This window comes from Clostridium sp. HCS.1 (assembly GCF_047900555.1).
Lineage (GTDB): Bacteria > Bacillota > Clostridia > Clostridiales > Clostridiaceae > Clostridium.
Window position 1 is genome coordinate 1,481,695 of the sequence record NZ_CP170704.1, and the last position, 25,607, is coordinate 1,507,301.

The 25,607-nt window shown below is 26.8% G+C and carries 25 protein-coding genes and 1 other annotated feature; of the genes, 17 read left to right on the forward strand and 8 right to left on the reverse strand.

What is annotated here, in order from left to right; translation table 11 throughout:
- Positions 1–69: 69 nt before the first annotated feature.
- Genes ACFYH6_RS07045 through ACFYH6_RS07055 form a run of 3 tightly spaced genes read right to left on the reverse strand, consistent with a single transcriptional unit; the run spans position 70 to position 1,183 of the window.
- The gene (locus tag ACFYH6_RS07045) at positions 70–645 is read right to left on the reverse strand and encodes a manganese catalase family protein (protein WP_316344576.1); all 576 of its coding nucleotides are present in this window, start codon (positions 643–645) and stop codon (positions 70–72) included.
- Entirely contained in the window at positions 645–908 is a 264-nt protein-coding gene (locus ACFYH6_RS07050) for a spore coat protein CotJB (RefSeq protein WP_316344575.1), read from the reverse strand. The genes ACFYH6_RS07045 and ACFYH6_RS07050 overlap by 1 nt, the downstream gene beginning before the upstream one ends.
- Complete coding sequence (locus ACFYH6_RS07055; protein ID WP_316344574.1) at positions 905–1,183, reverse strand: spore coat associated protein CotJA; 279 nt, start codon at positions 1,181–1,183, stop codon at positions 905–907. The genes ACFYH6_RS07050 and ACFYH6_RS07055 overlap by 4 nt, the downstream gene beginning before the upstream one ends.
- A 195-nt stretch (positions 1,184–1,378) precedes the next feature.
- Between ACFYH6_RS07055 and ACFYH6_RS07060 the strand changes: the two genes are divergently transcribed.
- The 7 genes from ACFYH6_RS07060 (at position 1,379) to ACFYH6_RS07090 (ending at position 8,555) form a co-directional block, all read left to right on the forward strand.
- On the forward strand, positions 1,379–2,737 hold the full coding sequence (locus ACFYH6_RS07060) for an FAD-dependent oxidoreductase (RefSeq protein ID WP_416179549.1): 1,359 nt from the start codon (positions 1,379–1,381) through the stop codon (positions 2,735–2,737).
- 69 nt (positions 2,738–2,806) lie between these two features.
- Positions 2,807–3,673 carry a tRNA 2-thiocytidine biosynthesis TtcA family protein gene (locus ACFYH6_RS07065; RefSeq protein WP_316344572.1) on the forward strand — a complete coding sequence of 289 codons (867 nt, stop codon included), beginning with the start codon at positions 2,807–2,809 and terminating at the stop codon, positions 3,671–3,673.
- A gap of 371 nt (positions 3,674–4,044) precedes the next feature.
- On the forward strand, positions 4,045–4,233 hold the full coding sequence (locus tag ACFYH6_RS07070; protein WP_316342082.1) for a DUF4250 domain-containing protein: 189 nt from the start codon (positions 4,045–4,047) through the stop codon (positions 4,231–4,233).
- Between the two features lie 20 nt (positions 4,234–4,253).
- Complete coding sequence (locus ACFYH6_RS07075) at positions 4,254–4,385, forward strand: hypothetical protein (protein WP_316342081.1); 132 nt, start codon at positions 4,254–4,256, stop codon at positions 4,383–4,385.
- An 18-nt stretch (positions 4,386–4,403) separates the two neighbouring features.
- On the forward strand, positions 4,404–6,140 hold the full coding sequence (locus ACFYH6_RS07080) for a putative bifunctional diguanylate cyclase/phosphodiesterase (protein WP_416179550.1): 1,737 nt from the start codon (positions 4,404–4,406) through the stop codon (positions 6,138–6,140).
- Between the two features lie 134 nt (positions 6,141–6,274).
- Entirely contained in the window at positions 6,275–7,645 is a 1,371-nt protein-coding gene (locus ACFYH6_RS07085; protein ID WP_416179551.1) for an MATE family efflux transporter, read from the forward strand.
- A gap of 37 nt (positions 7,646–7,682) precedes the next feature.
- Positions 7,683–7,914 (forward strand) — a binding site (T-box leader).
- A gap of 110 nt (positions 7,915–8,024) precedes the next feature.
- Positions 8,025–8,555, forward strand: a complete 531-nt coding sequence (locus ACFYH6_RS07090; protein WP_316342078.1) for a tryptophan transporter — start codon at positions 8,025–8,027, stop codon at positions 8,553–8,555.
- 73 nt (positions 8,556–8,628) lie between these two features.
- Here the strand turns inward: ACFYH6_RS07090 and ACFYH6_RS07095 are convergent, their stop codons facing one another.
- The gene (locus ACFYH6_RS07095; protein ID WP_416179611.1) at positions 8,629–9,366 is read right to left on the reverse strand and encodes a polysaccharide deacetylase family protein; all 738 of its coding nucleotides are present in this window, start codon (positions 9,364–9,366) and stop codon (positions 8,629–8,631) included.
- A gap of 212 nt (positions 9,367–9,578) precedes the next feature.
- Between ACFYH6_RS07095 and ACFYH6_RS07100 the strand changes: the two genes are divergently transcribed.
- The 3 genes from ACFYH6_RS07100 (at position 9,579) to ACFYH6_RS07110 (ending at position 13,384) form a co-directional block, all read left to right on the forward strand.
- On the forward strand, positions 9,579–11,822 hold the full coding sequence (locus ACFYH6_RS07100) for an EAL and GGDEF domain-containing protein (RefSeq protein ID WP_416179552.1): 2,244 nt from the start codon (positions 9,579–9,581) through the stop codon (positions 11,820–11,822).
- Between the two features lie 92 nt (positions 11,823–11,914).
- On the forward strand, positions 11,915–12,694 hold the full coding sequence (locus tag ACFYH6_RS07105; RefSeq protein ID WP_416179553.1) for a calcium-binding protein: 780 nt from the start codon (positions 11,915–11,917) through the stop codon (positions 12,692–12,694).
- Between the two features lie 243 nt (positions 12,695–12,937).
- Positions 12,938–13,384 carry a deoxyuridine 5'-triphosphate nucleotidohydrolase gene (locus tag ACFYH6_RS07110; protein ID WP_316342074.1) on the forward strand — a complete coding sequence of 149 codons (447 nt, stop codon included), beginning with the start codon at positions 12,938–12,940 and terminating at the stop codon, positions 13,382–13,384.
- Between the two features lie 13 nt (positions 13,385–13,397).
- Here the strand turns inward: ACFYH6_RS07110 and abc-f are convergent, their stop codons facing one another.
- Together abc-f and ACFYH6_RS07120 are read right to left on the reverse strand one after the other, a co-directional pair.
- Positions 13,398–15,314, reverse strand: a complete 1,917-nt coding sequence (abc-f, locus tag ACFYH6_RS07115; RefSeq protein ID WP_416179554.1) for a ribosomal protection-like ABC-F family protein — start codon at positions 15,312–15,314, stop codon at positions 13,398–13,400.
- Positions 15,315–15,485: 171 nt separating this feature from the next.
- Positions 15,486–16,703 (reverse strand): 6-phosphofructokinase, encoded by a 1,218-nt coding sequence (locus tag ACFYH6_RS07120; protein WP_416179555.1) that lies wholly within the window; start codon positions 16,701–16,703, stop codon positions 15,486–15,488.
- A 179-nt stretch (positions 16,704–16,882) separates the two neighbouring features.
- Here ACFYH6_RS07120 and ACFYH6_RS07125 point away from each other — a divergent pair, with 179 nt between their 5' ends.
- Together ACFYH6_RS07125 and ACFYH6_RS07130 are read left to right on the forward strand one after the other, a co-directional pair.
- Positions 16,883–17,437 (forward strand): manganese efflux pump, encoded by a 555-nt coding sequence (locus ACFYH6_RS07125; protein ID WP_416179556.1) that lies wholly within the window; start codon positions 16,883–16,885, stop codon positions 17,435–17,437.
- A gap of 217 nt (positions 17,438–17,654) precedes the next feature.
- Complete coding sequence (locus ACFYH6_RS07130; protein WP_316342070.1) at positions 17,655–18,065, forward strand: Fur family transcriptional regulator; 411 nt, start codon at positions 17,655–17,657, stop codon at positions 18,063–18,065.
- Between the two features lie 52 nt (positions 18,066–18,117).
- On the opposite strand, the gene ACFYH6_RS07135 is transcribed toward ACFYH6_RS07130, so the two are convergent.
- Both ACFYH6_RS07135 and ACFYH6_RS07140 read right to left on the reverse strand, forming a co-directional pair.
- Entirely contained in the window at positions 18,118–18,915 is a 798-nt protein-coding gene (locus tag ACFYH6_RS07135) for a metal ABC transporter permease (RefSeq protein WP_316342069.1), read from the reverse strand.
- A 22-nt stretch (positions 18,916–18,937) separates the two neighbouring features.
- Entirely contained in the window at positions 18,938–19,597 is a 660-nt protein-coding gene (locus ACFYH6_RS07140; RefSeq protein ID WP_416179557.1) for a metal ABC transporter ATP-binding protein, read from the reverse strand.
- 208 nt (positions 19,598–19,805) lie between these two features.
- Here ACFYH6_RS07140 and ACFYH6_RS07145 point away from each other — a divergent pair, with 208 nt between their 5' ends.
- The 5 genes from ACFYH6_RS07145 to gdhA all read left to right on the forward strand — a co-directional run bounded on the left by ACFYH6_RS07145 (position 19,806) and on the right by gdhA (position 25,354).
- Positions 19,806–20,204, forward strand: coding sequence for a DUF6762 family protein (locus ACFYH6_RS07145; RefSeq protein WP_416179558.1), 399 nt, complete (start codon positions 19,806–19,808; stop codon positions 20,202–20,204).
- Between the two features lie 28 nt (positions 20,205–20,232).
- Positions 20,233–22,035, forward strand: a complete 1,803-nt coding sequence (gene pepF, locus ACFYH6_RS07150) for an oligoendopeptidase F (protein WP_416179559.1) — start codon at positions 20,233–20,235, stop codon at positions 22,033–22,035.
- Positions 22,036–22,108: 73 nt separating this feature from the next.
- Entirely contained in the window at positions 22,109–23,083 is a 975-nt protein-coding gene (locus tag ACFYH6_RS07155; RefSeq protein WP_416179560.1) for a rhomboid family intramembrane serine protease, read from the forward strand.
- A 107-nt stretch (positions 23,084–23,190) separates the two neighbouring features.
- A complete protein-coding gene (locus tag ACFYH6_RS07160; protein ID WP_416179561.1) occupies positions 23,191–23,811 on the forward strand; it encodes a hypothetical protein in 621 nt (206 codons plus the stop codon).
- 196 nt (positions 23,812–24,007) lie between these two features.
- Entirely contained in the window at positions 24,008–25,354 is a 1,347-nt protein-coding gene (gene gdhA / locus ACFYH6_RS07165) for an NADP-specific glutamate dehydrogenase (RefSeq protein ID WP_416179612.1), read from the forward strand.
- Positions 25,355–25,607: the final 253 nt, after the last annotated feature.

Sequence of the window (25,607 nt, forward strand, 5' to 3'; positions counted from 1 at the left end):
TTAGGCATCTCTTTTAGCATATATAAATTTCTTAAAATAAAAGAAATAATATATAGTATATGCTTTTAATTACTTGCAAAAATCAGTTAGCTTTGTATTATCTTGTACATCTACTAATGCTTCACCAAATCTTTGGAAGTGTACAACTTCTCTTTCTCTTAAGAAGCCTAATATTTTTTTTATTTCAACATCATCAGTTAAATTCATTAACCATTCATAAGTAGTTCTAGCCTTTTGTTCTGCAGCCATGTCTTCTGTTAAATCTGTTATTATATCTCCTTTACATTGAATGTAAGTTGAAGTAAATGGATTTCCAGTAGCATCAGTATAGAATAATCCTTTTCCATGATCAGCATAATGTCCATCTAATCCAGCAGCTGTAATTTCATCAATTGAAGCATTTTCCATTATTTGATGTACCATTGTTGCCATAATTTCCACATGGGCAAGTTCTTCAGTACCTATATCAGTTAGTAAAGCCTTTGCTTTATTTGTAGGCATTGAATATCTTTGATTTAAATATCTAAGAGCAGCTGCTAACTCTCCATCTGGACCACCATATTGAGTTACTAGAAGTTTAGCCATTCTTATGTCAGTAGATTTTAAGTTAACCGGATGTTCAAGTGTTTTAACATAATACCACATTATTTTTTACCTCCTTTAGTATTTTCCCAAGGCCAAGGAGAATTAACCCATTCATCGGGATTATTAAAATATGCAGTTCCAAAGTTTGTTAATGGACCATATTCTTTTTCATAATTCCAAATAGTCTTCTTTAGCTCACTAGATACTTTATCATAATCAGCTACAGCTTGTTCACAGCATGGATTTATATCTAAATATAAATTAAGATCTATTAAAAAGAACTGAAGCTTTTGTATTATTTCTAAATATTCATGCCTTTTCATTCTTTTTCATAACCTCCTACAAATTTTACAGCACAATAAGGGCTATATAGATCCTTGAAAATAGTCCCAGCAGCAAAAGAATCACTTATATTAAATAAATTTTCGTATGGTTGTAAATTAACAAAAGCTTTTCCATAAACATGTGGAGTAAAAACTTTATAGGATTCATAGCAGTTTTTATCTTTATCCTCACATACAGTATTGCAGTAATCTTTACCAGGATTGTTTATACAGTCCTTACATTTATCGCAATCATCATCTTTACGATAGTACATAAAAAACATCCTTTCAATTAATAAATTCTAATAATAAACTATGTCAAAATTAGGCATTTGTGATAAGAAAATAAATGAAAAATAATTAAATTGTAAATATAGAGAGAAATATTATATTTCTCTCTCTTTATATTTAATTTTAAATATCTATGTGATATTATCTTATATAGAATAAATTTAACAGAAGGTGATTTAATGAATGATGGTAATTGTGTAGGATTAACTGGAAAAATAATTACCAGAGAAGATGGAGATTATAATGAAAGCATTAAGGCTTGGAATAGAGCCATAAATAAGCATCCCTTTATTATAGTATATTGTTATACTGAAGAAGATGTTATAAATGCAATAAAGTGGGCTAGAGAAAACTCAAAGGAAATTAGAGTAAGATCCGGTGCACATAGTTATGAAGGATATTCTACTGGCGATGATGTAGTTGTAATAGATGTAAGTAATATTAATTATATCGATATCAATGAAGAAAAAGGATATGTTAAGATAGGTGGAGGTGTAAGAAATAGAGAAGCCTATGAAGCTTTAGGAGAAAGAAAATATCCATTTCCAGGGGGTGGATGTCCAACTGTTGGGGTTCCTGGATTAATATTAGGTGGTGGATGGGGCTATTCAGCTAGATACCTAGGGTTAGCTTCTGATAGTTTACTTGAAGCAGAAATAATAAACTATAAGGGCCAAAAGTTAATTGTAAATAAAAATGAAAATAAAGATTTATTTTGGGCTATTATGGGAAGTGGTGGATGTAATTTTGGAGTAATAACATCTATGACATTAAAGATAGAAAAAAAAGAAGAAATGGGAAGTTTAATATATATAAAATATCATAATGCAACACCTGATATTATATTAAAGGCTATTATAGAAATTCAAAAATTATTTAAGGTATTAGATAGAAAAATGAATTTAAAAACAGCTATATATAATTCATATGGTATAGGTATAGGAGTTAAATTTACAGGATTGTTTTATGGTAGCTCTGTAAAAGCAAAAGAAATATTAAAACCAATAATAAATATTTCAAAAAATATCGAAGTAATTATTGAAGATAAAAGTATTTTAGAATGTAATAGATGGATTCAAGATACCCATCCAGAATATGAAAAATATAAATCCACTGGAAGATTTATAAATAGAGATTTAAGCAAAGAAGAAATTGAAGAAATTATAAAAATTATTAGTAATCCAGCAAAAGGGTTTAATTATACTGCAATATCTCTTTATGGAGCAGGTGGTGCAATAGCTGATGTAGACAAACTATCTACAGCTTATTATTATAGAGGTGCAAAATTTATTCTAGGAATACAGTCAGTATGGGAAGATGATATATATGCTGATATTAATAAAAATTGGGTAAAAGAAAATTTTATAATGATTAAAGATATAACTGAAGGCTCTTTTGTTAATTTCCCAATGGATGAATTAGATAATTTTGAAAAAGAGTATTATGGTGAAAATATAAATAAACTAAGAAAAATAAAAGCTAAGTATGATCCTTTTAATGTTTTTGATTATCCTCAAGCTATTAGAGGTGAAAGTTAAAGATTAAACTAAAGACATATATTATAAAAGGTGTTATAATTGATAAAGATTATTGAATGAGGTGATAAATTGATTAATATAGCAGGTAAAGGCTGTGAAAGACTAGTTCCTACTGAAGAAAAAAAGCCTTTAGAGGAAATAGAACGTAGCCTTGTTAAAAAATATAGAAAACATATATGGACAAAATTTGTAAGAGCAGTTAAGGATTATAATCTTGTAGAAGAGGGAGATAAAATAGCTGTAGCTATTTCAGGAGGAAAAGATTCATTATTAATGGCTAAGTGCTTCCAAGAATTAAAGAAGCATGGACAAATGAATTTTGAATTAGAATTTATTGCAATGGATCCAGGATATCACCCACAAATAAAAGAGTTACTTATTGAAAACTGTGAACACTTAGGAATACCAGTACATATATATGAAGGTAAAGTATTTGAAGTTGTAGATAAGATGGCAAGAGATTATCCATGCTATCTTTGTGCAAGAATGAGAAGAGGTTCTTTATATAATAAAGCAAAGGAACTTGGATGTAATAAATTAGCATTAGGACATCATTATAATGATGTTATTGAAACAACTCTTTTAAATGTTCTTTATGCTGGTAATTTTAAAACTATGTTACCTAAGTTTAAATCAGCAAACTTTACTGATATGGAACTTATAAGACCATTATATTACGTAGAAGAGGATTATATTAAGAGATTTACTAATAACGCAGGTATTTGGCCTTTAAATTGTGCTTGTATGGTAGCAGCAGAAAAAATAGGTAATAAGAGATATGAAATTAAAGAGCTTATTAAGGAACTTAAGAAGAACTTTGATGGAGTTGAGAAATCTATATTTAAGGCTGCTGAAAATGTTAATTTAGATTCTATTTTAGGTTGGGAAAAGGATGGAATAAAAACTAAATATTTAGAAGTCTATGATGAAGAATAAATAAAGCTATATTATTTATACTAATGGTATAGCGGAGGTGATTTTATGGCTAAAAAAGGTCAAGAAGCTACTTGGGAAAATAAGAGATATAAGTCTCCTAAAAAAAGCGAAGCTTCTAAAGTACCAGAAGTTAAATAATAATGTTTTATTAATGAGCTACTTTTTAGTAGCTCTAAATTTAAAAATATTATATATTTTAAATTATAATTGATATATTAATTTAAAAAACTAAAACTCCTTTAGGAGTTTTTTCTTTAACTAAATAATTTAATATAGAAATTTATAGATGTTTAAAATATACTTTTTTTATTAAACAAAATATGGTATATTTTATATAATATAAGTTATATTTATACAAAAGGAGAAATAACATGGATAAATCAAATTATATATCTATGGATACTAATATTTTATTAAGCATTGTAAATATGAAACTTAGAGATTTTTATTCTAATTTAGATTCTTTATGTGAAGATATGGAAGTAAATAAAGAGGATTTAAAAGAAAAATTTAATAAAATAGGATACAACTACGACGAAACTATTAATCAGTTTAGATAAATATGTTAGGAGGAGTAAAAATGAAACTTAAAAAGATGGGAAAATTAGCAGTTGCAGTAGCGGCAGGGGCAGCGTTAGTAGCAACTTTAATAAAAGATAATAAAGAAAAAGAAAGAAAGAACGAAGATATAATTGAAGAAAAACAAAATTAGATATAAGAGGATTTTGGTATGATTAGGGAAAATGATTATAACAAGAAAGTTGATTCCCTTAGGATTAAAGATAAAAAATTTTTGGATGAAAATAAGGAGGAATTCTTATTGAAATTTAAGGATTCCTTTATAAGTTCTATAAAAGGTCTTTTTATTTATGCGAATAAAGAGGAAGATATAGTAATATTTTACGGGAACAATAAGGAAATTATTGGCTATGAAGATAAGTTTATTGTATTTAATTTTAATGAAGTAAAAGAATTTATACATAATGATTATATTGATATTTTACTTTATGAATTAAATAATTGTACAGAAGATATAGAAATAAAAGTTATAAACATTTTAGGACAAGAACTTTGGGTTAGAATAAGTGGATTTACTAAGAAAGATATATATGGGAATTTTTTGACATTTGAAGGATATGTACATAACATCAGTAATGAAAAAGATTCAAAGCTAAAGCTAGAATATATTAATGCATATGATGAGCTTACTGGATTAAATAATAGAAAGAGCTTTAAAGCTATAATGGAAAATCAATTAAAGGACAATACTTTGAAAGAAAGTAGAGGCGCCTTAGTAATAGTTGATATAGATAACTTTAAATTTATAAATGATTCTTATGGTCACAATTGTGGAGATAAATTTCTTAAAAAATTTTCAGAGGACTTAAAGAAACAGTTGAATTTAAGTGAATTATTGTGCAGATTTGGTGGGGATGAATTTCTGATTTTTATTCCCTATATATCTGATTTTCATGATGTTAAAAAAGTTGTAATGAAGATTACTGATATTTTAAAAGTACCATATAATATAAATAATAATGAAATTTTTGCATCTGCAAGTATAGGAGTTGCTGTTTACCCAGATGATGGTGAAGAGTTTGAATTACTACTTAAAAATGCTGATGCTGCCATGTATTTAGCTAAGAGTAACGGAAAAAATAAATGGGAAATGTTTAATAGTAATATCTCAAGGGAGATAAATAGGATTTATTCTATTCAAAGAGGCTTAAGGACAGCATTGGATAATGCTGAAATGTTTGTTGTTTTTCAACCAAAGGTTAGACTATCAGATAATGAAATTGATGGTTTTGAGGCATTACTTAGATGGAATAGTTCAGAGATCGGTTTAGTGAGCCCATCTGAGTTTATTCCAATTGCAGAAAGCACAAGATTAATTATACCAATAGGTAAATTTGTTTTAAGAGAAGTATTTATTAAAATAAAGTATTTATTATCCCAAGGCTATGATGATTTTAAAATTGCAGTTAATTTATCAGAAATTCAACTAAGAGAGGGAGACTTATTAGAGTATTTCAAATTATTAATTGAAGAATTTAAATTTTCTCCTAAATATATTGAATTTGAAATTACAGAGAGTATGATAATGAAATCTGTAGATAGAAATATAAATTATTTAATGCAGATAAAAAATTTAGGTTCATCTATTGCTTTAGATGATTTTGGCACTGGATATTCTTCCTTGAATCATTTGACAAAACTTCCTATTGATGTTTTGAAAATAGATAGGAGCTTTGTAATTGATATGATTGAAAATGATAAGAGTAGGTACATAGTAGAAAAAATTATTCAATTATCACATAAGTTAGGAATTACTGTAGTTGCAGAAGGTGTTGAAGAAAAAGAACAAGTAGAGTATTTGAAAAAGATGGAATGTGATACTGTTCAAGGCTATTACTATAGTAAACCGCAAAATTTTGAAAATGTAATAACTATGTTAAATAAATAGATTATTAATAATAGAAAAATAAAAAGAAACTTCATAATTTAAAAGTAAAGTTTATAGTTACTAATATAAAAATATGTAATATAAATTTTATTTTCAAATTTTATGAAGTTTTTTATAGTTCTTAAGGGGGACACATGAAGAAATCAGTTGATTTAGTATCAGGAAATATAATTAACACTTTAATTAAGTTATCATTACCAATTTTAGGCACTTCTTTTATACAAATGGCTTATAATATGATAGATATGATGTGGGTTGGACGAATTGGAAGTAATGCAGTTGCAGCTGTTGGAACAGCTGGATTTTTTACTTGGTTTGGAAGTTCTTTGGTCTTAATATCTAAAATAGGAGCACAAATAGGAGTATCTCAAGCTATCGGTAAAAAAGATTTTAAGGAAAGAAATAGAGCTATTTATAATAGTTTACTAATTAATGTATTAGTAGCTTTAATTTATACAGTGTTTTTAATAGCATTTAGAAAGGAATTAATAGGATTTTTTAAATTAGGAGATACTGAAATTAATAATATGGCTATTAGTTATTTAGTAGTGGTTTCTATTGGAATGATATTTAGTTTTTTAAATCCTTTATTTACTGGTATTTTTAATGCAGCAGGAAGTAGTAAAATTCCTTTTCTTATTAATACAATAGGATTAATAGTCAATATTGTATTTGATCCAATACTTATTTTCGGACTATTTGGATTTCCAGCCCTTGGTGTTGTAGGGGCAGCTTTAGCTACTGTTGGAGCACAAGTTATAGTAACCTTTATCTTTATTATTTCTTTTATTAAGAATGGTTATAGTTTAGGATTAAAAAATATAAAATATATAGATAAAGAAACTATTTTAAAAATATGCAAATTAGGAGTACCAACAGCACTTCAAAATTGTTGCTTTGCATTTTTTGCTATGATAATAGGTAGATTAATTGCCTCTTGGGGACCAGTAGCTATAGCTGTGCAAAAAGTAGGTTCTCAAATAGAAGCAATATCATGGATGACAGCAGAAGGCTTTGGAGCTGCGTTAACTGCCTTTGTTGGGCAAAACTATGGGGCTGATAAATGGGATAGAATATTAAAAGGATATAAAGTTACAATGATACTTTCAAGCTGTATAGGAATATTTGCTACAATACTTTTAATTTTTGCAGGAGAAAGTATATTTTCAATATTTATTCCAGAAGCAGAAGCTATAAAGGCAGGAGGAATTTATCTTAAAATTTTAGGATTATCACAGCTTTTTATGTGCATTGAAATTACCACAGCAGGAGCCTTTAATGGTTTAGGGAATACAGTGACTCCTTCACTGGTAAGTATAATATTCACTGGACTAAGAATACCTATTGCTATATTTTTAAGTAGTTTTGCTTTCTTTGGATTAAATGGCGTTTGGTGGAGTATTAGTGGAACTAGTATAATTAAAGGAATACTTTTATTAAGTTTATTTATTTTTATGATTATAATACCTAATAGAAAAAAAGTTTTAGAAACTATTGACAAATAAATTTCATAGGAATATTATATTAATAAATAAAAGAAAGACAAATCCATTGATAAGGGATAGTAACTATATTGTAAGGTTTTAGAGAGCTGAAGATGGTGGAATTTCAGTACTGCAGCAAATAGTGAATGGGCCTTTGAGGAGTGATACGAAATTAATTAAAGTAGTTGATCCGTAATTCCCACGATATAGGGAATAGGGTATGATAGTACCTGATAAGAGAGGCTTATTTAAGCAATTTAGGTGGCAACGCGGATAATACCGTCCTATACATTTTTGTATAGGGCGTTTTTTTTTATAAATAAATATAGAGGAGCTGGTAATTATGGTATGAAAGACAGGGGATAATAAAGTTTAAAAAATAATAAAAAGGAGAATTATTATGGAAAAAAATATGAATGTTAAAAAAATGATATTAAATGCAATATTAATAGCTATAGGAGCTTTATTACATCAAATTACACCAGCTTTAGGATTACCAATGCAACCAGATTTTGCAATTGCTATGTTATTTATTATTATATTAATGAATAAAGATTATAAGAGTACTTTAATATCAAGTATTATAATGGGAGTTATAACTGCATTAACAACAAAATTTCCGGGGGGACAATTACCTAATATTATAGATAAATTAATAACTGGACATGTTATATATTTTATGTTTAAGGCTATGGGAGGTAAGGTAAGTAATAATATAAAGATATTATTTGCATTAAGCATTGGAACAGTAGTTAGTGGATTAACATTTTTATCCTCAGCTAGCATAATTGTTGGACTTCCAGGGGATTTTCTTACTTTAGTTACTATAGTTGTATTACCGGCTACACTAATGAATATCTTTTTAGGTACAATATTATATAAATCTATAGGAATAGCTTTAAAGGCTACAGGAACATTAGTTAGTAAATAAAAATTGCCCATTAATATATTTTTATAGGATGCTGTCCAAGAATTTAAAATTAAATTAAAGGACAGCATCTTTTTTAGTGCTTTGTAACCTTATATATTTCAGGTGTAGTTTCATCAATAGTTTTAAAGATATAACCATTATCTTTATAGTATTTAATTATAGAAGGAAGAGCTTTAGCAGAAGTTTTATTAATAAAACCACAATGCATTAAAACAACTACATTGTCTTCGTTTTTACAAGCTTTTTTTGCAATACTTTCTGGTGAAGATTTATAATTTGCTCCATCTCCACTATCTGCATTCCAGTCATATATTTTAAAATTATTTTCATGTAGAGTATCCACTAATCTTTGTGTTAGTCTATAACTTTTGTTATTACATCCAAAAGGAAATCTTAAAATATAATATTTTTCTCCAGTTACATTATAGATAGCTTCTTGAGATTTTACCATTTCATTTAAAAAGTTTTGATTACTACAATAAAGTTTATCTCTATCATGAGTAAAGCTGTGCAAGCCTATACTATGACCTTCATCCTTCATTCTTAATAAAATTGATTCTTGGCCTTTAATTTCTGAGCCTATTACAAAAAATGTAGCTTTAACTTCTTCTTTCTTTAAAGTATCTAAAATATCCTTTGTAACTTTTCCACCTGGACCATCATCAAAGGTAAGATAAACAACCTTTTCTTTAGTTACATCTGATGAATTATCTTCGTTTATATCTGTAGCATAAGCTTGCGTTGATGATAAAAATAGTATAAAAATTATAGAAAAAATAAATATAGATATTTTATTAGATTTAATGTTAATCACCTCCAAATTTCATTTATCACTATTAGTATTGCTAAATATAAAAAAAATAAAGTATATATTATTTGGAAAATTAGGAATTTCTATATTTATAGACAAAATAATTTGCTTTGTATTTTTAGACATATTTTAATAAAAAATATGTTAATATGTGGAAGAATATGATAAAATAATTATGTTATATGACATTTTAGAAGGTATTGGTGATTATTGTGTATAAAAAGCATCTAAGAAAAAACTTATTATTTATTTTTATTTTGTTAGGAATATTATTATTTTCATATAGATTAAATATTATTACTATAGTGTCAGTTTTGATGGCATTTATAATTTTTATATTAGCTATAACTTTAATATATCAAAATAAAAAGTATAAAAAGTTATATAATTTATCTGAGACTAACAAAAGACGATATAGAATAGCAATAGATGCTTTAGAAGGAGTAATTTGGGAATGGAATAGTGAAAATAATAAACTGTTTATATCTAAAAAAATTAAGACTATACTTAAAGTAGATAGATATATAAGTAATCTTGAAGAATGGTTATCCTTTGTAGTAGAAGAAGAAAGGGAAGACATAAGAATTTTTATTGAAAATACAATAGAAAAAAGGATATTAGATGATTTTATTTTAGAACATAAGATAATAGATAATAAAGGTAACAGATTAATTATTAATGTTCAAGGAAAAGGGAATTTGAAAAATGATATTTTTTATTTATCAGGTGTTATGACTGATATTACTGAAAAAAGAAAATTAGAGAATATTAATAAAGTAAATGAATATAAAAATAAACTTGCTTTAGAGGGGTCTAAAGATATTGTATTTTGGTGGAATATAAATGAAAATATTATTTCTGTAGGAAGAGATATAAAAAAATACATAAATCTATCTGGTGATGGAGACTTACTTATTCCAACATCAGTTTGGGAAAACTATATAGTAGAGGAAGATAGAGAAGAGTATAGAAATGAAATAAATAAAATTATTAATTCAGGTAAAAATCAATTTTATACTATGGAATATAGAATTTTAGGAAAAGATAATAAAAAGTATTGGATTGAAATTAAAGGAAAGAAGACTGTTCAAAGAAACGGAAGTATACTTATTCATGGTGCAATTTCAGAAATAACTAATAGGAAGGAAAAAGAGTTAGAAATAAATTATTTAAGCTATTATGATGAAGTAACGGGAATTCCTAATAGAAGATATTTTATGAATGAAGCTAATAGGCTAATAAGAGAAAAACATAATGAAAATATAGCTTTTATATTTGTAGATTTAGATAACTTTAAATATGTAAATGATACATATGGTCATGATTATGGGGATTCATTATTATGTGAGTTCTCTAAAATAATTTTAGAAATGAATATAGAGAATTCTTTTTTAGCTAGATATGGTGGAGATGAATTTGTACTTGTAAAAAGTAATATTAATGGCAAAAATGAAATAAAAGTCATATTAGATGATATAATAAAGAAACTTAGCAAACCACTTATTATAAAAGAGAGAGAAATTTATTCCACTCTAAGTATAGGTGTTAGTATTTATCCTTTTGATGGTAAGGATATTGGAATTTTATTAAAAAGGTCTGATATGGCAATGTACTTAGCTAAAATTAATGGAAAAAATAGATATGAGTTTTTTGATTTGAAATTATTAGAGGTTTTAGATAGAGAGTTTGAAATAGAAAAGGGATTAAGAATGGCTATTGATAATGAAGAAATAAAATTTCTTTATCAACCTAAGGTTAAAATCCATACTGGAGAAGTAATAGGATTTGAATTATTAATAAGATGGCATAGTAAAAATCTAGGGTTAGTTTCACCAAAAGAATTTATACCTATAGCTGAAAATTCAGGGCTTATAATTCCTATTGGAAAATACATTATAGATGAAAGTTTCAAAAAATGTAAAGAACTTTCCTTATTAACTGATAAAAAATTTAAAATGGCTATAAATTTATCAGAAGTTCAAATTAGAGATGATGATATCGTTGATTATATATCAAATTCATTACAAAAATATGATTTAGATGCTAACTATGTAGAATTAGAAATTACTGAAAGTATTATAATGAAGTCAGCAGAAAAAAATATAAAAACTTTAGAGAAGTTAAAGAGTTTAGGTGTTACATTAGCTTTAGATGACTTTGGTACAGGATATTCTTCATTAAGTTATTTAAGAACTTTGCCAATAGATGTTTTAAAAATTGATAAGAGTTTCATAGATGGAATATTAATAGAAGAGAAAAGTGAGTATATTATAAATAGTATAATAGAACTTTCACATTATTTAAATCTTTTAGTTGTAGCTGAAGGAGTAGAAACTAAAGAGCAATTAAGCTTTTTAGAGAAAAGTAACTGTGATGTTATACAAGGATATTATTTTAGTAAGCCTATAGAATTTCATCATATTAGTAAAATGATTATAGGTGATATAAATAACTAATATAATAATTTTCTAATAACTTTAAATAAATTTAATCACAAAGTAGATATGAGAATCGTATTATGTAACTATATTGCACTTTGGAGGTTAAAATGAAAATTGTTATTGATGACCAATATCATAGTGATGAAGATAAAAGATATACAACGGATGAAAATGGTAATATTGATTTACTTATCAATATTGGAGCTGAAATAGGAGATTCTATAGTTTTAGGTGAAGATAATAACATAAATTTTAATGAAGGCAAAAATGTAATAGAAAGTGATTTTGCTGAATTTGAAGAAAATGCTAATAACGTAGAAGAACATGAAGAGGAAGATATTATAGAAACAGGAGTAATAATTGAAGAGGCAAAGGAATCTAAATTAAGGAATACAATTAATAGTAAATACCCATGGGAAGATGAAGAGTTCTCAAGAAATTATAATAATATTTATGCAGAAATAGAAAATAATTTAGAAAAAAAATATGCAGGTGAAAATGAAAGAATAACTACAGAAAAATTTGAGGACCAATCTATATATGCTAGATATGAAGAAAAGAAGGTTATTGAAGAAAAGGGGACTATAACAGTAGTATCTAAGCTTGGTAGTAAAGAAGGAGTAGAAATTAAAGGGGCAAGAATAAATCTATACCTATTAAATGGAGTATCTCCTAAACTTTATGACTCTAAATTTTCTGATGAAGTTGGAAAAGTAGAATTTAACAACTTATCAAATGGATGTTATAGAGTAATAGCAATTGTAGATAGAAGATTTTTTGAAAAACCACTATATTATAATTGGAACGAAGTTACAATAGATGCTAATAATAAGAAAACTAATATTTTAGTAGTTAATAGAATAAAACCAGGTTATTATAAGAAATAATAATATTTATAAAATAAGAAGTATAGAAGTGGTAATTTGAAAGAATTACTATAAAAATATTTAGGTTAGAAACTCCGCAAGGAGTTTCTTCCTTAATTATGCATTATTCATTGTGAATTATTCGTATTAAGTGTTTTTATAGATATAAATAATAATTATCTATAAGCTTTATTTTTATCTTTAATTAACTTAAAATAGTATTTGTAATCATAACTATAGAAGATAGCGGAAGGGAAGATACATATGAAGCTTAGAATAAAATATTTTGAAGGTGCAAGTAAATTAAAAAAGATATCTAAAGGGAATTGGATTGATGTATATGCAAATGCAGATATATTTGTTAAGGAAGGGGAAAGAGCAATGATACCACTAGGATTTGCTTTAGAGCTACCAAGTGGATGGGAAGGACATTTAGCTCCAAGAAGCTCAACCTTTAAGACTTGGGGAATAATTCAAACTAATTCATTAGGAGTGGTGGATGATACATATATAGGTGATAATGACCAATGGCATATGCCTGTGTTTTGTTTAAAGGGAATGGATTCAAAAGAAAAGGGTACATGGATAAGAAAAGGGGACAAAATAGGACAATTTAGAATAATGGAAGTTATGCCTGAAATAGAATTTGAAGAAGTAGAATCTTTTGGAAATGCTGATAGAGGCGGATTTGGAACTACTGGTAAAAGATAAAAAATGGGGAAGCTTAAGCTAAGCTTTCCCATTCTTCATATAATAATGAAATTTTTTCTTCTAAAGTTTTAATTTCTTTGCTAACACGTTCGCTTTCCATTGGATTTGAATAAACTTCTTCAAGGCAAAGTTGTTCTTGAAGAGATAGTAAATTATCTTCACTTTTAGCTATGTCCTCTTCAATATTTTTTAGTTTAAGCTTTAAAGCTTTTTCTTCTTTTTCTAGTTCTTTCTTTTTCTTTTTTTCTTCCTTAAGTTGAGTTTTAGTTTTACCATTTGCTAATTCTTCAAGAATTTCAAATCTATTTGGATTAATCTTTTTTTCTTGATAGTAGCTGTAGTTACCTAAGAATTCTTTTACTCCATCTTCATTTAACTCAAGGATTCTATTAATTACTTTATTTAAGAAATATCTATCATGAGATATAACTAGTAAAGTACCATCATAAGTTAATAAAGCATCTTCTAAGGCCTCTCTAGACATTATATCTAAATGGTTAGTAGGTTCATCAAGTAGTAATAAATTAGATCTTGAAAGCATTAGCTTTAATAAATTTATTCTACACTTTTCTCCACCACTTAAGGTATTTATTATTTTAAAAACATCATCTCCAGTAAATAGAAAGGATGCAAGAACTCCTCTTAATTTAGAGGTAGTTAAGTTAGGAAACTCATCCCACACTTCATCTATTATACTTTTATCTAAATTTAAGTCTGATTGTTCTTGATCATAATATCCTAAATTAACATTTGTACCTAAAACAGTTTTACCACTATCAGGTTCAACTAAACCTAATATTATCTTTAGTAATGTAGTTTTACCACGTCCATTTTCACCTATTAATGCAACCTTTTCTCCTCTTTTAAGATCTAAGTTAAGATTTGAAAATAATTGGTTTTCACCATAGCTTTTTGATAAATTTTCGATATGAAGAACATCATATCCACTCTTTACAGAAGTTTCAAATTTGATTTTAGAAGCTTCTTTTTCTCTATCAGGTGCATCTATCTTTTCCATTTTTTCTAAAGCTTTTTCTCTACTTTCAGCTGCACGAATACTTTTCTCTCTATTAAAGCTTCTAAATTTTTCAATTATGGCTTCCTGTCTTTTAATTTCAGCCTGTTGCAAATTATATGCTTTTAATTGATTTTCATAGTTTTTTTGTCTTAGTTCAAAGAATTTAGTATAAGAAACATTGTAACAATTAACATGACCATTAATTACCTCAAAAGTATTATTAGTTACAGTATCTAAGAAAAATCTATCATGGGAGATTACTAAAACAGTTCCTTTATAGTTTTTTAAATATTCTTCAAGCCATTCAATTGCTTCTAAATCTAAATGGTTAGTAGGCTCATCTAGTAGAAGAATATCAGGATTTCTTAATAATAACTTACAAAGTGAAACTCTAGTTTTTTGACCACCACTTAATGTAGAAATGATTTTATTAAAGTCTTCTTCTAAGAATCCAAGCCCTTTTAATACTCTTGATATTTCACCTTTATAGGTATATCCACCTTTATTAGAGTAAAGATCTTGAAGAGTAGTATAATCCTTAATTATTTTTTGATGATAACTATCATTATTTTCATCATAGGGCTCTGCCATTTTTATTTCTAAAGTATGAAGTCTATTCTCAATATCTAAAAGCTCTTTAAATACTAAGTTAAGTTCAGAATAAATTGTGTTTTCTAAATTTAAGTCTACATGTTGAGATAAATAACCTATAGTTTTATTTTTATCTATAAATATTTCTCCATCATCTTGAGAGATTTCTTTAGATATTATTTTAAACAAAGTAGATTTTCCTTCACCATTTCCACCGATAATACCAACCTTATCTCCTTCATTTATAGAAAAAGTTACATTTTTCAATACTTCTTGTATTCCATAGCTTTTCGATATATCTTTACAACTTAAAACTACCATTTGTCCTCCTATATTAAAATAAGGTATATAAACTTATTTACATAATTTCAAAAATAATAATTTCATTATACTCTATGGCTTTTATCTAGGCAAATATTCAATAATGAAAATTAAAAAATGAAAAAATGAAAGAATGAAAAAATTAGGGAAGAAAAAAACTCCCTAAGGAGTTTATTTTTCTATAGTTTTGAATTTTGGTAAATGATTTTCCATTACTAGAGATGGAGCTCCAGAAATTAGTGGCAAGAAATATTCTAAAGCTTCTTCCTTAATATGATTGCCTCTTTCGTTTATTAATTCTTTAGAAAAGTATTTAACATTATTAGCAACTTTATCAGCTTCCACTACTGTGTGAGAAGTCTTATAAGGAGAAGAGGAATCTCTTTGAATAGCAACCATATATCCACTATATCCTTCTAAGGCAAATTTTAAAGCTGAATATCCTACATCAAAGGCTTCTTGCAAATCCGTATCTGAAGCACAGTGAATTGCACATCTTTGTAGTACCCCAAGTTCTAAAGACTTAACTCTATTTGTTATTCCAGAAGATATAATTAAGTTTTTAAGGTAAGCTCCAACACCACCTAATTGAGCATGACCAAATTTATCGTGAGCATGACTTTCAATTTCTGTGATAAATTTACCTTCAGAATTTCTAATTCCTTCAGAAACTACTATAAAAACTTTATTATTTTCTTCGAATTTTTTTCTTACATCAAAAAGAAATTCTTCTATATTAAAAGCAACTTCTGGTAAATATATAAAATCTGCAATTGCTTTACCATTAAGTCTAGCAGTACAAGCAGAAGCAGCTAACCATCCAGTGTCTCTTCCCATTGTTTCAAGGATGAATATACCGTTATTTATGTAAACAGATGAATCTAAATATGTTTCAAGAGCTGTAGTTGCAATAAATTTTGCTGCACTTCCAAAGCCAGGGGTATGATCCGTATACATTAAATCATTGTCAATGGTTTTAGGAATTCCTATAAATTTAATGTCTATATTATTTTCCTTTGCATATTTTCCAAGCTTTGCAATGGTATCCATAGAATCATTTCCACCAACATAGAAAAATGCTTTAATTTCATGTGATTTTAAGATATCTAAAAGTTTATCATATTCCTCAGTAGATTCTTCTATTTTTTTCATCTTATATCTACAAGAACCAAGTCCAGAGGAAGGGGTGTATCTAAAAGTATTAATTTCACTGTCAGAAAAAGAAGATAAGTCTATAATGTTTCCATTTAAAATTCCTTCTATACCATTTAAACCTGCATATACTTTATTAAAGGCTTTAATATCTTTATTTGCTTGTAATAAACCTACAACACTAGAATTAATTACAGATGTTGGACCACCAGATTGTGCTATTATACAATTTGCCATTAAGTTACTCTCCTTTATTAAAAAACTTAATAATATATACTAATTAAAATATAACATACTCTATTTAATAATATACAACATTTTAGTTTGTAATAAAAGTACTTATTTAAAAAAATATACATAAATACTATACTTTATAATTTGGTATAGAATATAATATTTGGAGGTATTATAATAAAATGGAATTAAAAGATGTAATATTAATAGGTATAGCTATGTCAATGGATGCTTTAGGACTGACTATTAGTCTTGGGATAAACCCATATTTGGTAAAAAGAAATAAAATAAGATTTATATTATCCTTTGCTTTTTTTCAATTTGTTTTTTTGTTTTCAGGTGGAATAACTGGAAGATTCTTTGATACATATATAGTTTCCATACCTAATATGATAGGTGGAATTATAATTTCATTCATAGGTCTTATAATGATAATTTCAGCATTTAAAAATAGCGATAAAGATGATTCATTATTAATAAAAAAATCCATGTACATTATTTTAGGTATGTCTGTTAGCGTAGATGCTTTAGTAGTAGGATTTACAGCTTTTCATGAAGTAAATCCAATTTTAACATTCTTTGATGCTATGTTAGTTGGCTTAATTACATTGTTTTTATGCACTACAGGATTTTTCCTATGTAGATATGCTAGAAGAATTGATTTTATATGTAAATATGCAGATATATTAGGGGGATTAATTCTATTAGGTCTTGGTATTGAAATGATATTATTTTAAATATTAATTTTCAAGAATCTTTAATAATATTATGGATTTATAATTCTGAATGAAATGAGGAATTATTACATTAAGTATATAAAGAACTAAATATTTTATGATGGTGATTTGGAACTTAGTGAAGTCACAAGGAATATAATATTTAGCTTCTTTCTTGTTTAATAAGTTGAATAATAGTGCTATAATTATATAAAGATTATAGCGTTAGGAGAAGAAAATGATCTGGGAAAATTATTTAAAGGAAAAAGGAATTAGAATTACTGCTGGAAGAATTGCAATTTTAAATATAATCAGTACTTCAGATAAGGGGCTTTCTGCAGAAAACATATATACTGAATGTAAAAAACAAAAAAATAACTTAAATTTAAGCACTATATATAGAACACTAGAAACCTTAGAAGAAAAAGATGTAATAAAGAAAATTAATATAGATGGGCCTGCAATATATGTACTAAAAAAGGAAAATCATAAGCATATTTTACAATGTGATGTTTGTCATAAGTGTGTTGAAATTCCTTGCCCTATGGAAGAAATAGAAGAAGCTATAAAAGCAAAGGTAGGATTTAGTTTGACAAAGCATAAATTGGAGTTAAATGGTATATGTGATGATTGTAAGAAATTCAAATAGAATTCAAAAAACAAGGTGTATTTTCTACAAAGATAGAATATACACCTTGTTTTTATTTTAAACTAATAAATTTTTCTAAAATTATTACTAATATTAAAGTAAATACTGAAGTTAAAGCTATTGTTCCACCTGGAGCACTATTTATATAATAAGATAAGCCTAAACCTACCATAATATCAAATATTCCAAAGCCTATAGCAGATAAAAGAGTAGCTTTAAATCCTTTTTTCAATTGCATAGCTGTAGCAACTGGTACTATCATTATAGATGATATTACTAAGATCCCCATAACTCTAATGGACATTGAAATAGTTGCACCAACTAATATTGTGAAAATATAATTTATAAGCTTAACCTTTATTCCAGAGGTTTTAGCTCCTTCTTCATCAAAAGTTATATATATAAGCTTGTTATATAAAAATACTAAAGTTAATAAGCAAATTATACCTACTATTAGTATTAAAAGTATATCTTCAGAAGAAACTGTTAGAATACTACCAAATAAAAATGAATTAACTTTAGCAGATGCTTTTCCACTACTAATTAATACAATGGCTATACCTAAACTAAAGGTTAATACTAAAGACATAACTAATTCAGCATATTTTTTATAGTATTCTCTTAATAATTCTATAATTATTGCACATAAAGTTGTAAATAAGAAGGCTGTTATTAAAGGATTAACCCCTATAACTAATCCAATGGCAACGCCTGCAAATGAAGAGTGAGATAGGGTATCGCCTATCATTGAATATCGCCTAAGTACTAAAAAAAGTCCTATGAAAGGACAAAGAATAGATATCATTAAGCCTGCCATAAAAGCATTTTGCATAAATGGTAATTGAAACATATAATCTAACCTTTCTTAATAATTAATCATTATAATTATTGCTTTTATATTCTCTAAATTCATCAACAGTAAATAAGTTTATACTAGCATTTTCAATTTTAAGAATATGAGTTGAATTATTTATTGCTATATCTAAATTATGTTCTATTGATATTATTGTTTTTTTATCTTCTTTGTTTAATTTTTTTAAAAGACTGTATATTTCTTTTTGATTACTTTCATCAACACCTGTTGAAGGTTCATCTAATATTATTATATCAGGATTTCCCATTAAAGCACGAGCAATTAAAACTCTTTGTTGTTGGCCGCCAGATAGCATTCCTAAAAGTCTATTTTTAAAGTCTAACATATTAACATCTTTAAGAATTGAATCTATATCAATTGAATTATTTTTTAATGTTTTTTTGTGGCAGGATAAAACCTCTTTAACTGTAATTGGAAATTGAGAGTTAAATGAATCTAATCTTTGAGGAACATATCCTATAGAATCAGAATCAATTTCTATATTTCCAGAGGTGGGTTTTAACAAGCCTAAAATTAATTTTATTAAGGTAGTTTTACAACTCCCATTTTCACCTACTATAGATAAATACACCCCTTTAGGTAGGGTTAAACTAATATTATTAAGTATGTATGGTGGTTTATTTGTATATGAAAAACATAAGTTTTTAATATCGATCATTTAATCATCTCCTAAGTATTCTAGATTAATTATATATGATAATGCAAATGATTTGCAATAAATACTTTTTATATGATAATAATATATTAAGTATTATTATCAAAATAATATATTTTGACACATAGAATAAATACATATATTGCTATATAATATGAATAAATCATATAATATATATAAATACAAAAGTGAAGATTTGGAGGACATATAAATGGATTTTTCGAGCTTAGTTTTAATGGAAAAAGATAAAGAGACAGGATTTGTGACAAAAGAATTAGGCAGCTTTCAAGTTTCTGAAGGAGCTTTATTTGTAAAAAAATTATTTGTTATAAATGGGGAAGTTAATTTATTATTTGATACAAATAAAGATGTTGAAGAATGGGAATACTCAGCTATATACGATTTATTTAATTATGAAGCCTTTGTTAAGGCTGAATTTGAAATAGAAGACGTATTAGATGAATACAATCCAACCTTTTTAATTAAATTTAATTATGTAGATGATTATGAGTTCATGAAGGAAAGAATAACTAAATGTGTAAACTTAATAGAATCATCTATGGAGGATGTATTTAAGGCTATTGAAGGAAAAGAAGAAGAATATATTTAGAAAGGAGAGCCTTTTTTAGGCGTAGATTATGAGTGATTTAAAGGTATTGAAAAAAAGAGAAGAAATAGAAGATAAGTATAAATGGAAATTAGATAAGATATTTAATAGCGACAGTGAGTGGGAGGAAGCTTTTAAAAAGTTAAAAGAAGAAGCTCCATCCCTTAAGGATTTTGAAGGGAAATTAAATAATAAAGAAAACATAAAAGCTTTCTTAGATAAATATGTAGATTTAGGAATTAAGGCTGAAACTATATATATTTATGCACATTTAAAATGTGATGAGGATACTTCGAATTCTAAATATCAAGCTATGATGAATAAAGTAGATGCATATATGGCTGAATTTGCATCATTTACAGCATATTTTGTTCCAGAAGTTCTTAGTCAAGATGAAAGTATCATAAGAGATATAATAAATAATAATGAAGAACTTAAGACTTATAAATTTATGTTTGAAGATATTTTAAAGGAAAAACCACATATATTAAGTAAATCAGAAGAAGAACTTTTAGCTTCAGTTTCTGATTGTTTAGATGCCCCATCATCTATTCATAATATGTTGACTAATGCAGACATGAAATTTGGTGATATTATAGATGAAGATGGAGAAAAGGTTGAACTTACAGAAGGAAACTATTCTGCATTTATAAAGAGTAATGATAGAAAGGTTAGAAAAGAAGCCTTCGAAACTTTATTTAGTAGATACAAGGAATTAGAAAATACTTTTGCAACAACTTTAAGTAGTTCAATTAAAAACTTTAATTTTGGTGCAAAAATAAGAAAATATAATTCTGCTCTTGAATCTTCTTTAAAACCAAATGATATACCAGTAGAAGTATATAAAAATGCTGTTAATACAATCGATAACAATTTAAAATCTCTTCATAGATATGTTTCTTTAAAGAAAAAATTATTAGGTCTTGATGAAATGCATATGTATGACTTATATGTTCCAGTTATTGAAATACCTAAGGAACATATAGATTTTAATACTGCTGTAGATATGGTTATTGAAGGGTTAAATCCTTTAGGTAATGAATACTTAGATATATTTAAATCTGGAGTAGAAGAAGGCTGGATAGATATTTACCAAAATAAAGGTAAAAGAGGTGGAGCTTATTCTTGGGGTGGATACAAAACCATGCCATATGTGCTTTTAAATTATAATTATAAATTAAATGATGTATCAACATTAGCACATGAAATGGGTCACTCAATACATTCTTATTATTCAAGAAAAGAGCAACCATATATTTATGCAGGTTATACATTATTTTGTGCTGAAGTAGCATCAACAACTAATGAAGCATTATTAATTCATTATTTAATAAATAAAGAAGAGGATAAGAATAAAAAGTTATATCTAATAAATCAAGAATTAGAGCAAATAAGAACTACAGTATTTAGACAATTAATGTTTGCTGAATTTGAACTTTATACTCATGAGTCTTTAGAAAAGGGAATTCCTTTAACAGCTGAAGATTATAATAAGGCTTGGCATGATCTAAATGTTAAGTATTTTGGACCAGATATGATAGTTGATGATGAAATAGATATAGAATGGGCAAGAATACCACATTTTTATTCAGACTTTTATGTTTATCAATATGCAACTGGTTATGCAGCTGCTTCAGCTTTTGCAAAGGCCATTCTTGAAGGAAAGAAGGATGCAGTTCCAAAGTATATTAATTTCTTAAAGAGCGGTGGAAGTGATTACCCAATAGAAATTCTAAAGAATGCTGGAGTTGATATGACTACTTCTAAGCCTTTAGAAGCAACTATAGAAAGATTTAATGAATTATTAGATATGTTAGATAAAGAGATAAACTAATTAATTTGGGGTGTTGCATAAGTTATAATTATACAACACCCCATTTATATATTGGTGAAGGGTGGGATGTTATTTGGAGAAGTTTGAAAAAATATTTTTTAATGTTTTAACTAAAGAAATGAAGTTTTTTATGAAGGATTATTATAGTAACTATAATAATAAAAACAAATGGTTAGCTCTATTAGATATTGATAAAGCTTATGTTGCTGTTATAGTTGTCAGAGATTCTGAAGAGGATATTATATATAACGAGGCTAAGGAGTATCTATCTAGCACATTAAATAAACCTTTTATTATTAATTTAATAGTACTGGCATCAGGAGATTACATAAACTATGGGGATAGTAATTACAATAAATTGGTTTTTTCCTTAAAAGAAAGAAAAGTTATTTATTGTAGTGAAGGCTCAAAAGCTTTTATACCAGTAATAGATTATATAGTAAAAATTGATAGTAAGAAAAGTAAAGGAATAAAAGAATATAAATTTACTTATAGTATAATTCTAATAAATATACTTATTTTCTTAGTTGAAATACTTATGTCTGGTAATTTTATTGATATAGATATTTACACCTTAGCATATATGGGAGCTAAGATTAATGCCTTTATAAATGAAGGAGAGTATTATAGGCTTATTACTGCTGCCTTTTTACATGGAGGAATACTTCATATATTTTTTAACATAAGTGCCCTTAATATTATTGGAAGAGAAGTTGAAGGAGTTTACGGTGGTAAAAAGTTTTTAATAATATATTTTATGGCAGCCTTAGGAGGAAATATTTTTAGCTATTTATTTAAGCCTAATAGTATGTCTGTAGGTGCTTCAGGTGCTATTTTTGGACTTTTAGGTGCAATGCTTGTATTTGGAATTAAGGAAAGAAAAAAGATAGGCAAGGGATATGTGAAAAATATATTAGAAACTATAGGTTTAAATGTAATAATAGGAATAACAATACCCAATATAGATAATTTTGCTCATATGGGAGGACTATTAATTGGAGCTTTAATATCATTTATTTTATTTAATAAAAAACCTTTAAAAAATTAATATTAAGTTAATATTAAATAAATATAGAGAAGTAAAAAAGAAATATATTAGATTTTGGCTTATAATATAATAATAGTAATTTTAATAGTATAGGAGGAGTGATTATTATGAAAGAAAAACGAAGTAAAAGAGAACTCATGGTTGCAATAATATTTACAGTAATACTAATTGTAACTGCAATTTATGATTTTTTAGCTAGGGATGGAGAAAAACTATTTAGAATAGGTTTAACTTTTATCACTGTAGTATTAGTTTATTTATCATTTATAAAAACTTTTCTTAAGGGTGCAACAACTATTTATTATATAAATATGTTTTTTGTCTTTTTATCAATGTATTTAGCAAGTGTATGGAATTTTTATTCTATTACTAATTATGATAAATTTCTGCATCTTTTATCAGGAGCCATAATAGCCATTATTGGTTATATTCTATTTATATATTTAACTAACTATGTTTCTAGGAAGGAAATGAACCCTTTAACTCCAGCAATATTTGTAATTCTTTTTGCAACAGCAGCTGCGGGAGTATGGGAGATTTGGGAATTTACAACTGATTCATTATTTGGACTATCAGCTCAAAATAATAGTTTGAATGATACAATGTGGGATATTATATGTGGAACAGTTGTTGGAATTATTACAGCTATTCCTATTTATATCCATAGTAAAGGGAGAGATATAAAGATAATTAATAAAATCATAAATGAAATTGAAGATAACAAATAGTAAATATATGAAAAGGTAGAAATATATGAATTCTACCTTTTTTAAATCCATACTAATATTTAATATTTGCAAAATTTCATAAAATGTTATATTATTTTAATAAATTAATAAAAATTCAGAATATTTTAAAAAGATATAGTAAAAAATAATATGTTATTGTATTATATATATATTAGTTGAAAAAGAGGTGGCAATGGTGTCAGGAAAAGAGTATATTAACAAAGTAATTTATGAAGTAGAAAAAAGGAATAGTGGAGAAAGTGAATTTTTAGATGCAGTAAAGGAGGTACTATATTCTCTTATACCTGTATTTGACAAACATCCCGAATATATAGAAGAAGGGATACTAGAAAGATTAGTAGAGCCTGAAAGGCAAATATTTTTTAGAGTTCCATGGATAGATGATTCAGGAAAAGTACAAGTTAATAGAGGGTTTAGAGTACAATTTAATAGTGCAATTGGACCATATAAAGGTGGGCTAAGATTTCACCCCTCAGTAAATCAAAGTATAATAAAGTTTTTAGGCTTTGAACAAATTTTCAAAAATTCATTAACTGGACTACCAATTGGTGGGGGAAAAGGTGGATCTGACTTTGACCCAAAGGGCAAATCAGATAGAGAAGTAATGAGATTTTGTCAAAGTTTTATGGTCGAATTATGTAAGCACATAGGTTTAGATACTGATGTTCCAGCTGGAGATATTGGTGTTGGCGGAAGAGAAATTGGCTATATGTATGGCTATTATAAAAAGATTAGAAATGCCAACCATCAAGGAGTTCTAACTGGCAAGGGATTAACTTATGGTGGAAGCTTAGTAAGAACAGAGGCTACTGGCTATGGGTTAGTATACTTTACAGAAGAAATGTTAAAGGATAACAATTCTAGTTTTAAAGATAAAAAAGTTATTATTTCTGGATCAGGTAATGTTGCAATCTATGCATGTCAAAAGGCTCAAGAGCTAGGCGCAAAAGTGGTAGCATTAAGTGATTCTGATGGATATATATATGATGAAAATGGAATTAATTTAGATATAGTTAAGGAAATAAAAGAATTAAAAAGAGGAAGGATTAAAGAATATTTAGATAAGGCTCCTAATGCCAAATATGTAGAAGGATTTAAGAATATTTGGAAAGAAAAGTGTGATATAGCACTTCCTTGTGCAACACAAGGAGAAATAGATATTGAAGCTGCTAAGATTTTAATAAAAAATGGAGTTCAAGTAGTTTCAGAGGGAGCTAATATGCCAACAAATTTAGATGCTATAGAAGAATTACAAAAGGCTGGAGTAATGTTTGGACCAGCTAAAGCAGCTAATGCAGGAGGCGTTGCTTGTTCAGCTTTAGAAATGTCTCAAAATAGTATGAGATTATCTTGGACATTTGAAGAAGTTGATGAAAAGCTTAAAGAAATTATGGTTAATATTTATAATAATTCTAAAAAATCTGCTGAAGAATATGGTGATCCAGGAAATATATTAATGGGAGCCAATATTTCAGGATTTTTAAAAGTTGCAGAAGCAATGATGGCTCAAGGAATAGTATAATAGTTTAAATCTCAAAAATAGCAACCCCTATTTTGAGTTTATATAAGAAGTTCTTTATATTTATATTAAGAACTTCTTAATTTTTGCCTTTTATTAAGTTTTATGGCTGTTATAGTTATAATAATTTTAGATAGGTAGATTAAAATAAAAATAGGTATAAATTTAGCATAAATAATATTAATTAAATTTTAAGATTTGTGTACTTGATTTTTTGTTATTATTAGAATAATATTTAATTTGATGTTAGAGGGAA

Excerpts from the sequence above, each read along its gene's own strand:
- pepF (WP_416179559.1), top strand. The coding sequence starts at position 20,233 with ATGAGTGATTTAAAGGTATTGAAAAAAAGAGAAGAAATAGAAGATAAG.
- ACFYH6_RS07120 (WP_416179555.1), bottom strand. The coding sequence starts at position 16,703 with ATGGCAAATTGTATAATAGCACAATCTGGTGGTCCAACATCTGTAATT.
- ACFYH6_RS07055 (WP_316344574.1), bottom strand. The coding sequence starts at position 1,183 with ATGTACTATCGTAAAGATGATGATTGCGATAAATGTAAGGACTGTATA.
- ACFYH6_RS07110 (WP_316342074.1), top strand. The coding sequence starts at position 12,938 with ATGAAGCTTAGAATAAAATATTTTGAAGGTGCAAGTAAATTAAAAAAG.
- ACFYH6_RS07130 (WP_316342070.1), top strand. The coding sequence starts at position 17,655 with ATGATCTGGGAAAATTATTTAAAGGAAAAAGGAATTAGAATTACTGCT.
- ACFYH6_RS07160 (WP_416179561.1), top strand. The coding sequence starts at position 23,191 with ATGAAAGAAAAACGAAGTAAAAGAGAACTCATGGTTGCAATAATATTT.
- ACFYH6_RS07125 (WP_416179556.1), top strand. The coding sequence starts at position 16,883 with ATGGAATTAAAAGATGTAATATTAATAGGTATAGCTATGTCAATGGAT.
- ACFYH6_RS07085 (WP_416179551.1), top strand. The coding sequence starts at position 6,275 with ATGAAGAAATCAGTTGATTTAGTATCAGGAAATATAATTAACACTTTA.
- ACFYH6_RS07070 (WP_316342082.1), top strand. The coding sequence starts at position 4,045 with ATGGATAAATCAAATTATATATCTATGGATACTAATATTTTATTAAGC.
- ACFYH6_RS07080 (WP_416179550.1), top strand. The coding sequence starts at position 4,404 with ATGATTAGGGAAAATGATTATAACAAGAAAGTTGATTCCCTTAGGATT.
- ACFYH6_RS07050 (WP_316344575.1), bottom strand. The coding sequence starts at position 908 with ATGAAAAGGCATGAATATTTAGAAATAATACAAAAGCTTCAGTTCTTT.
- ACFYH6_RS07045 (WP_316344576.1), bottom strand. The coding sequence starts at position 645 with ATGTGGTATTATGTTAAAACACTTGAACATCCGGTTAACTTAAAATCT.
- ACFYH6_RS07060 (WP_416179549.1), top strand. The coding sequence starts at position 1,379 with ATGAATGATGGTAATTGTGTAGGATTAACTGGAAAAATAATTACCAGA.
- abc-f (WP_416179554.1), bottom strand. The coding sequence starts at position 15,314 with ATGGTAGTTTTAAGTTGTAAAGATATATCGAAAAGCTATGGAATACAA.
- ACFYH6_RS07090 (WP_316342078.1), top strand. The coding sequence starts at position 8,025 with ATGGAAAAAAATATGAATGTTAAAAAAATGATATTAAATGCAATATTA.
- ACFYH6_RS07145 (WP_416179558.1), top strand. The coding sequence starts at position 19,806 with ATGGATTTTTCGAGCTTAGTTTTAATGGAAAAAGATAAAGAGACAGGA.
- ACFYH6_RS07075 (WP_316342081.1), top strand. The coding sequence starts at position 4,254 with ATGAAACTTAAAAAGATGGGAAAATTAGCAGTTGCAGTAGCGGCAGGG.
- ACFYH6_RS07140 (WP_416179557.1), bottom strand. The coding sequence starts at position 19,597 with ATGATCGATATTAAAAACTTATGTTTTTCATATACAAATAAACCACCA.
- ACFYH6_RS07105 (WP_416179553.1), top strand. The coding sequence starts at position 11,915 with ATGAAAATTGTTATTGATGACCAATATCATAGTGATGAAGATAAAAGA.
- ACFYH6_RS07135 (WP_316342069.1), bottom strand. The coding sequence starts at position 18,915 with ATGTTTCAATTACCATTTATGCAAAATGCTTTTATGGCAGGCTTAATG.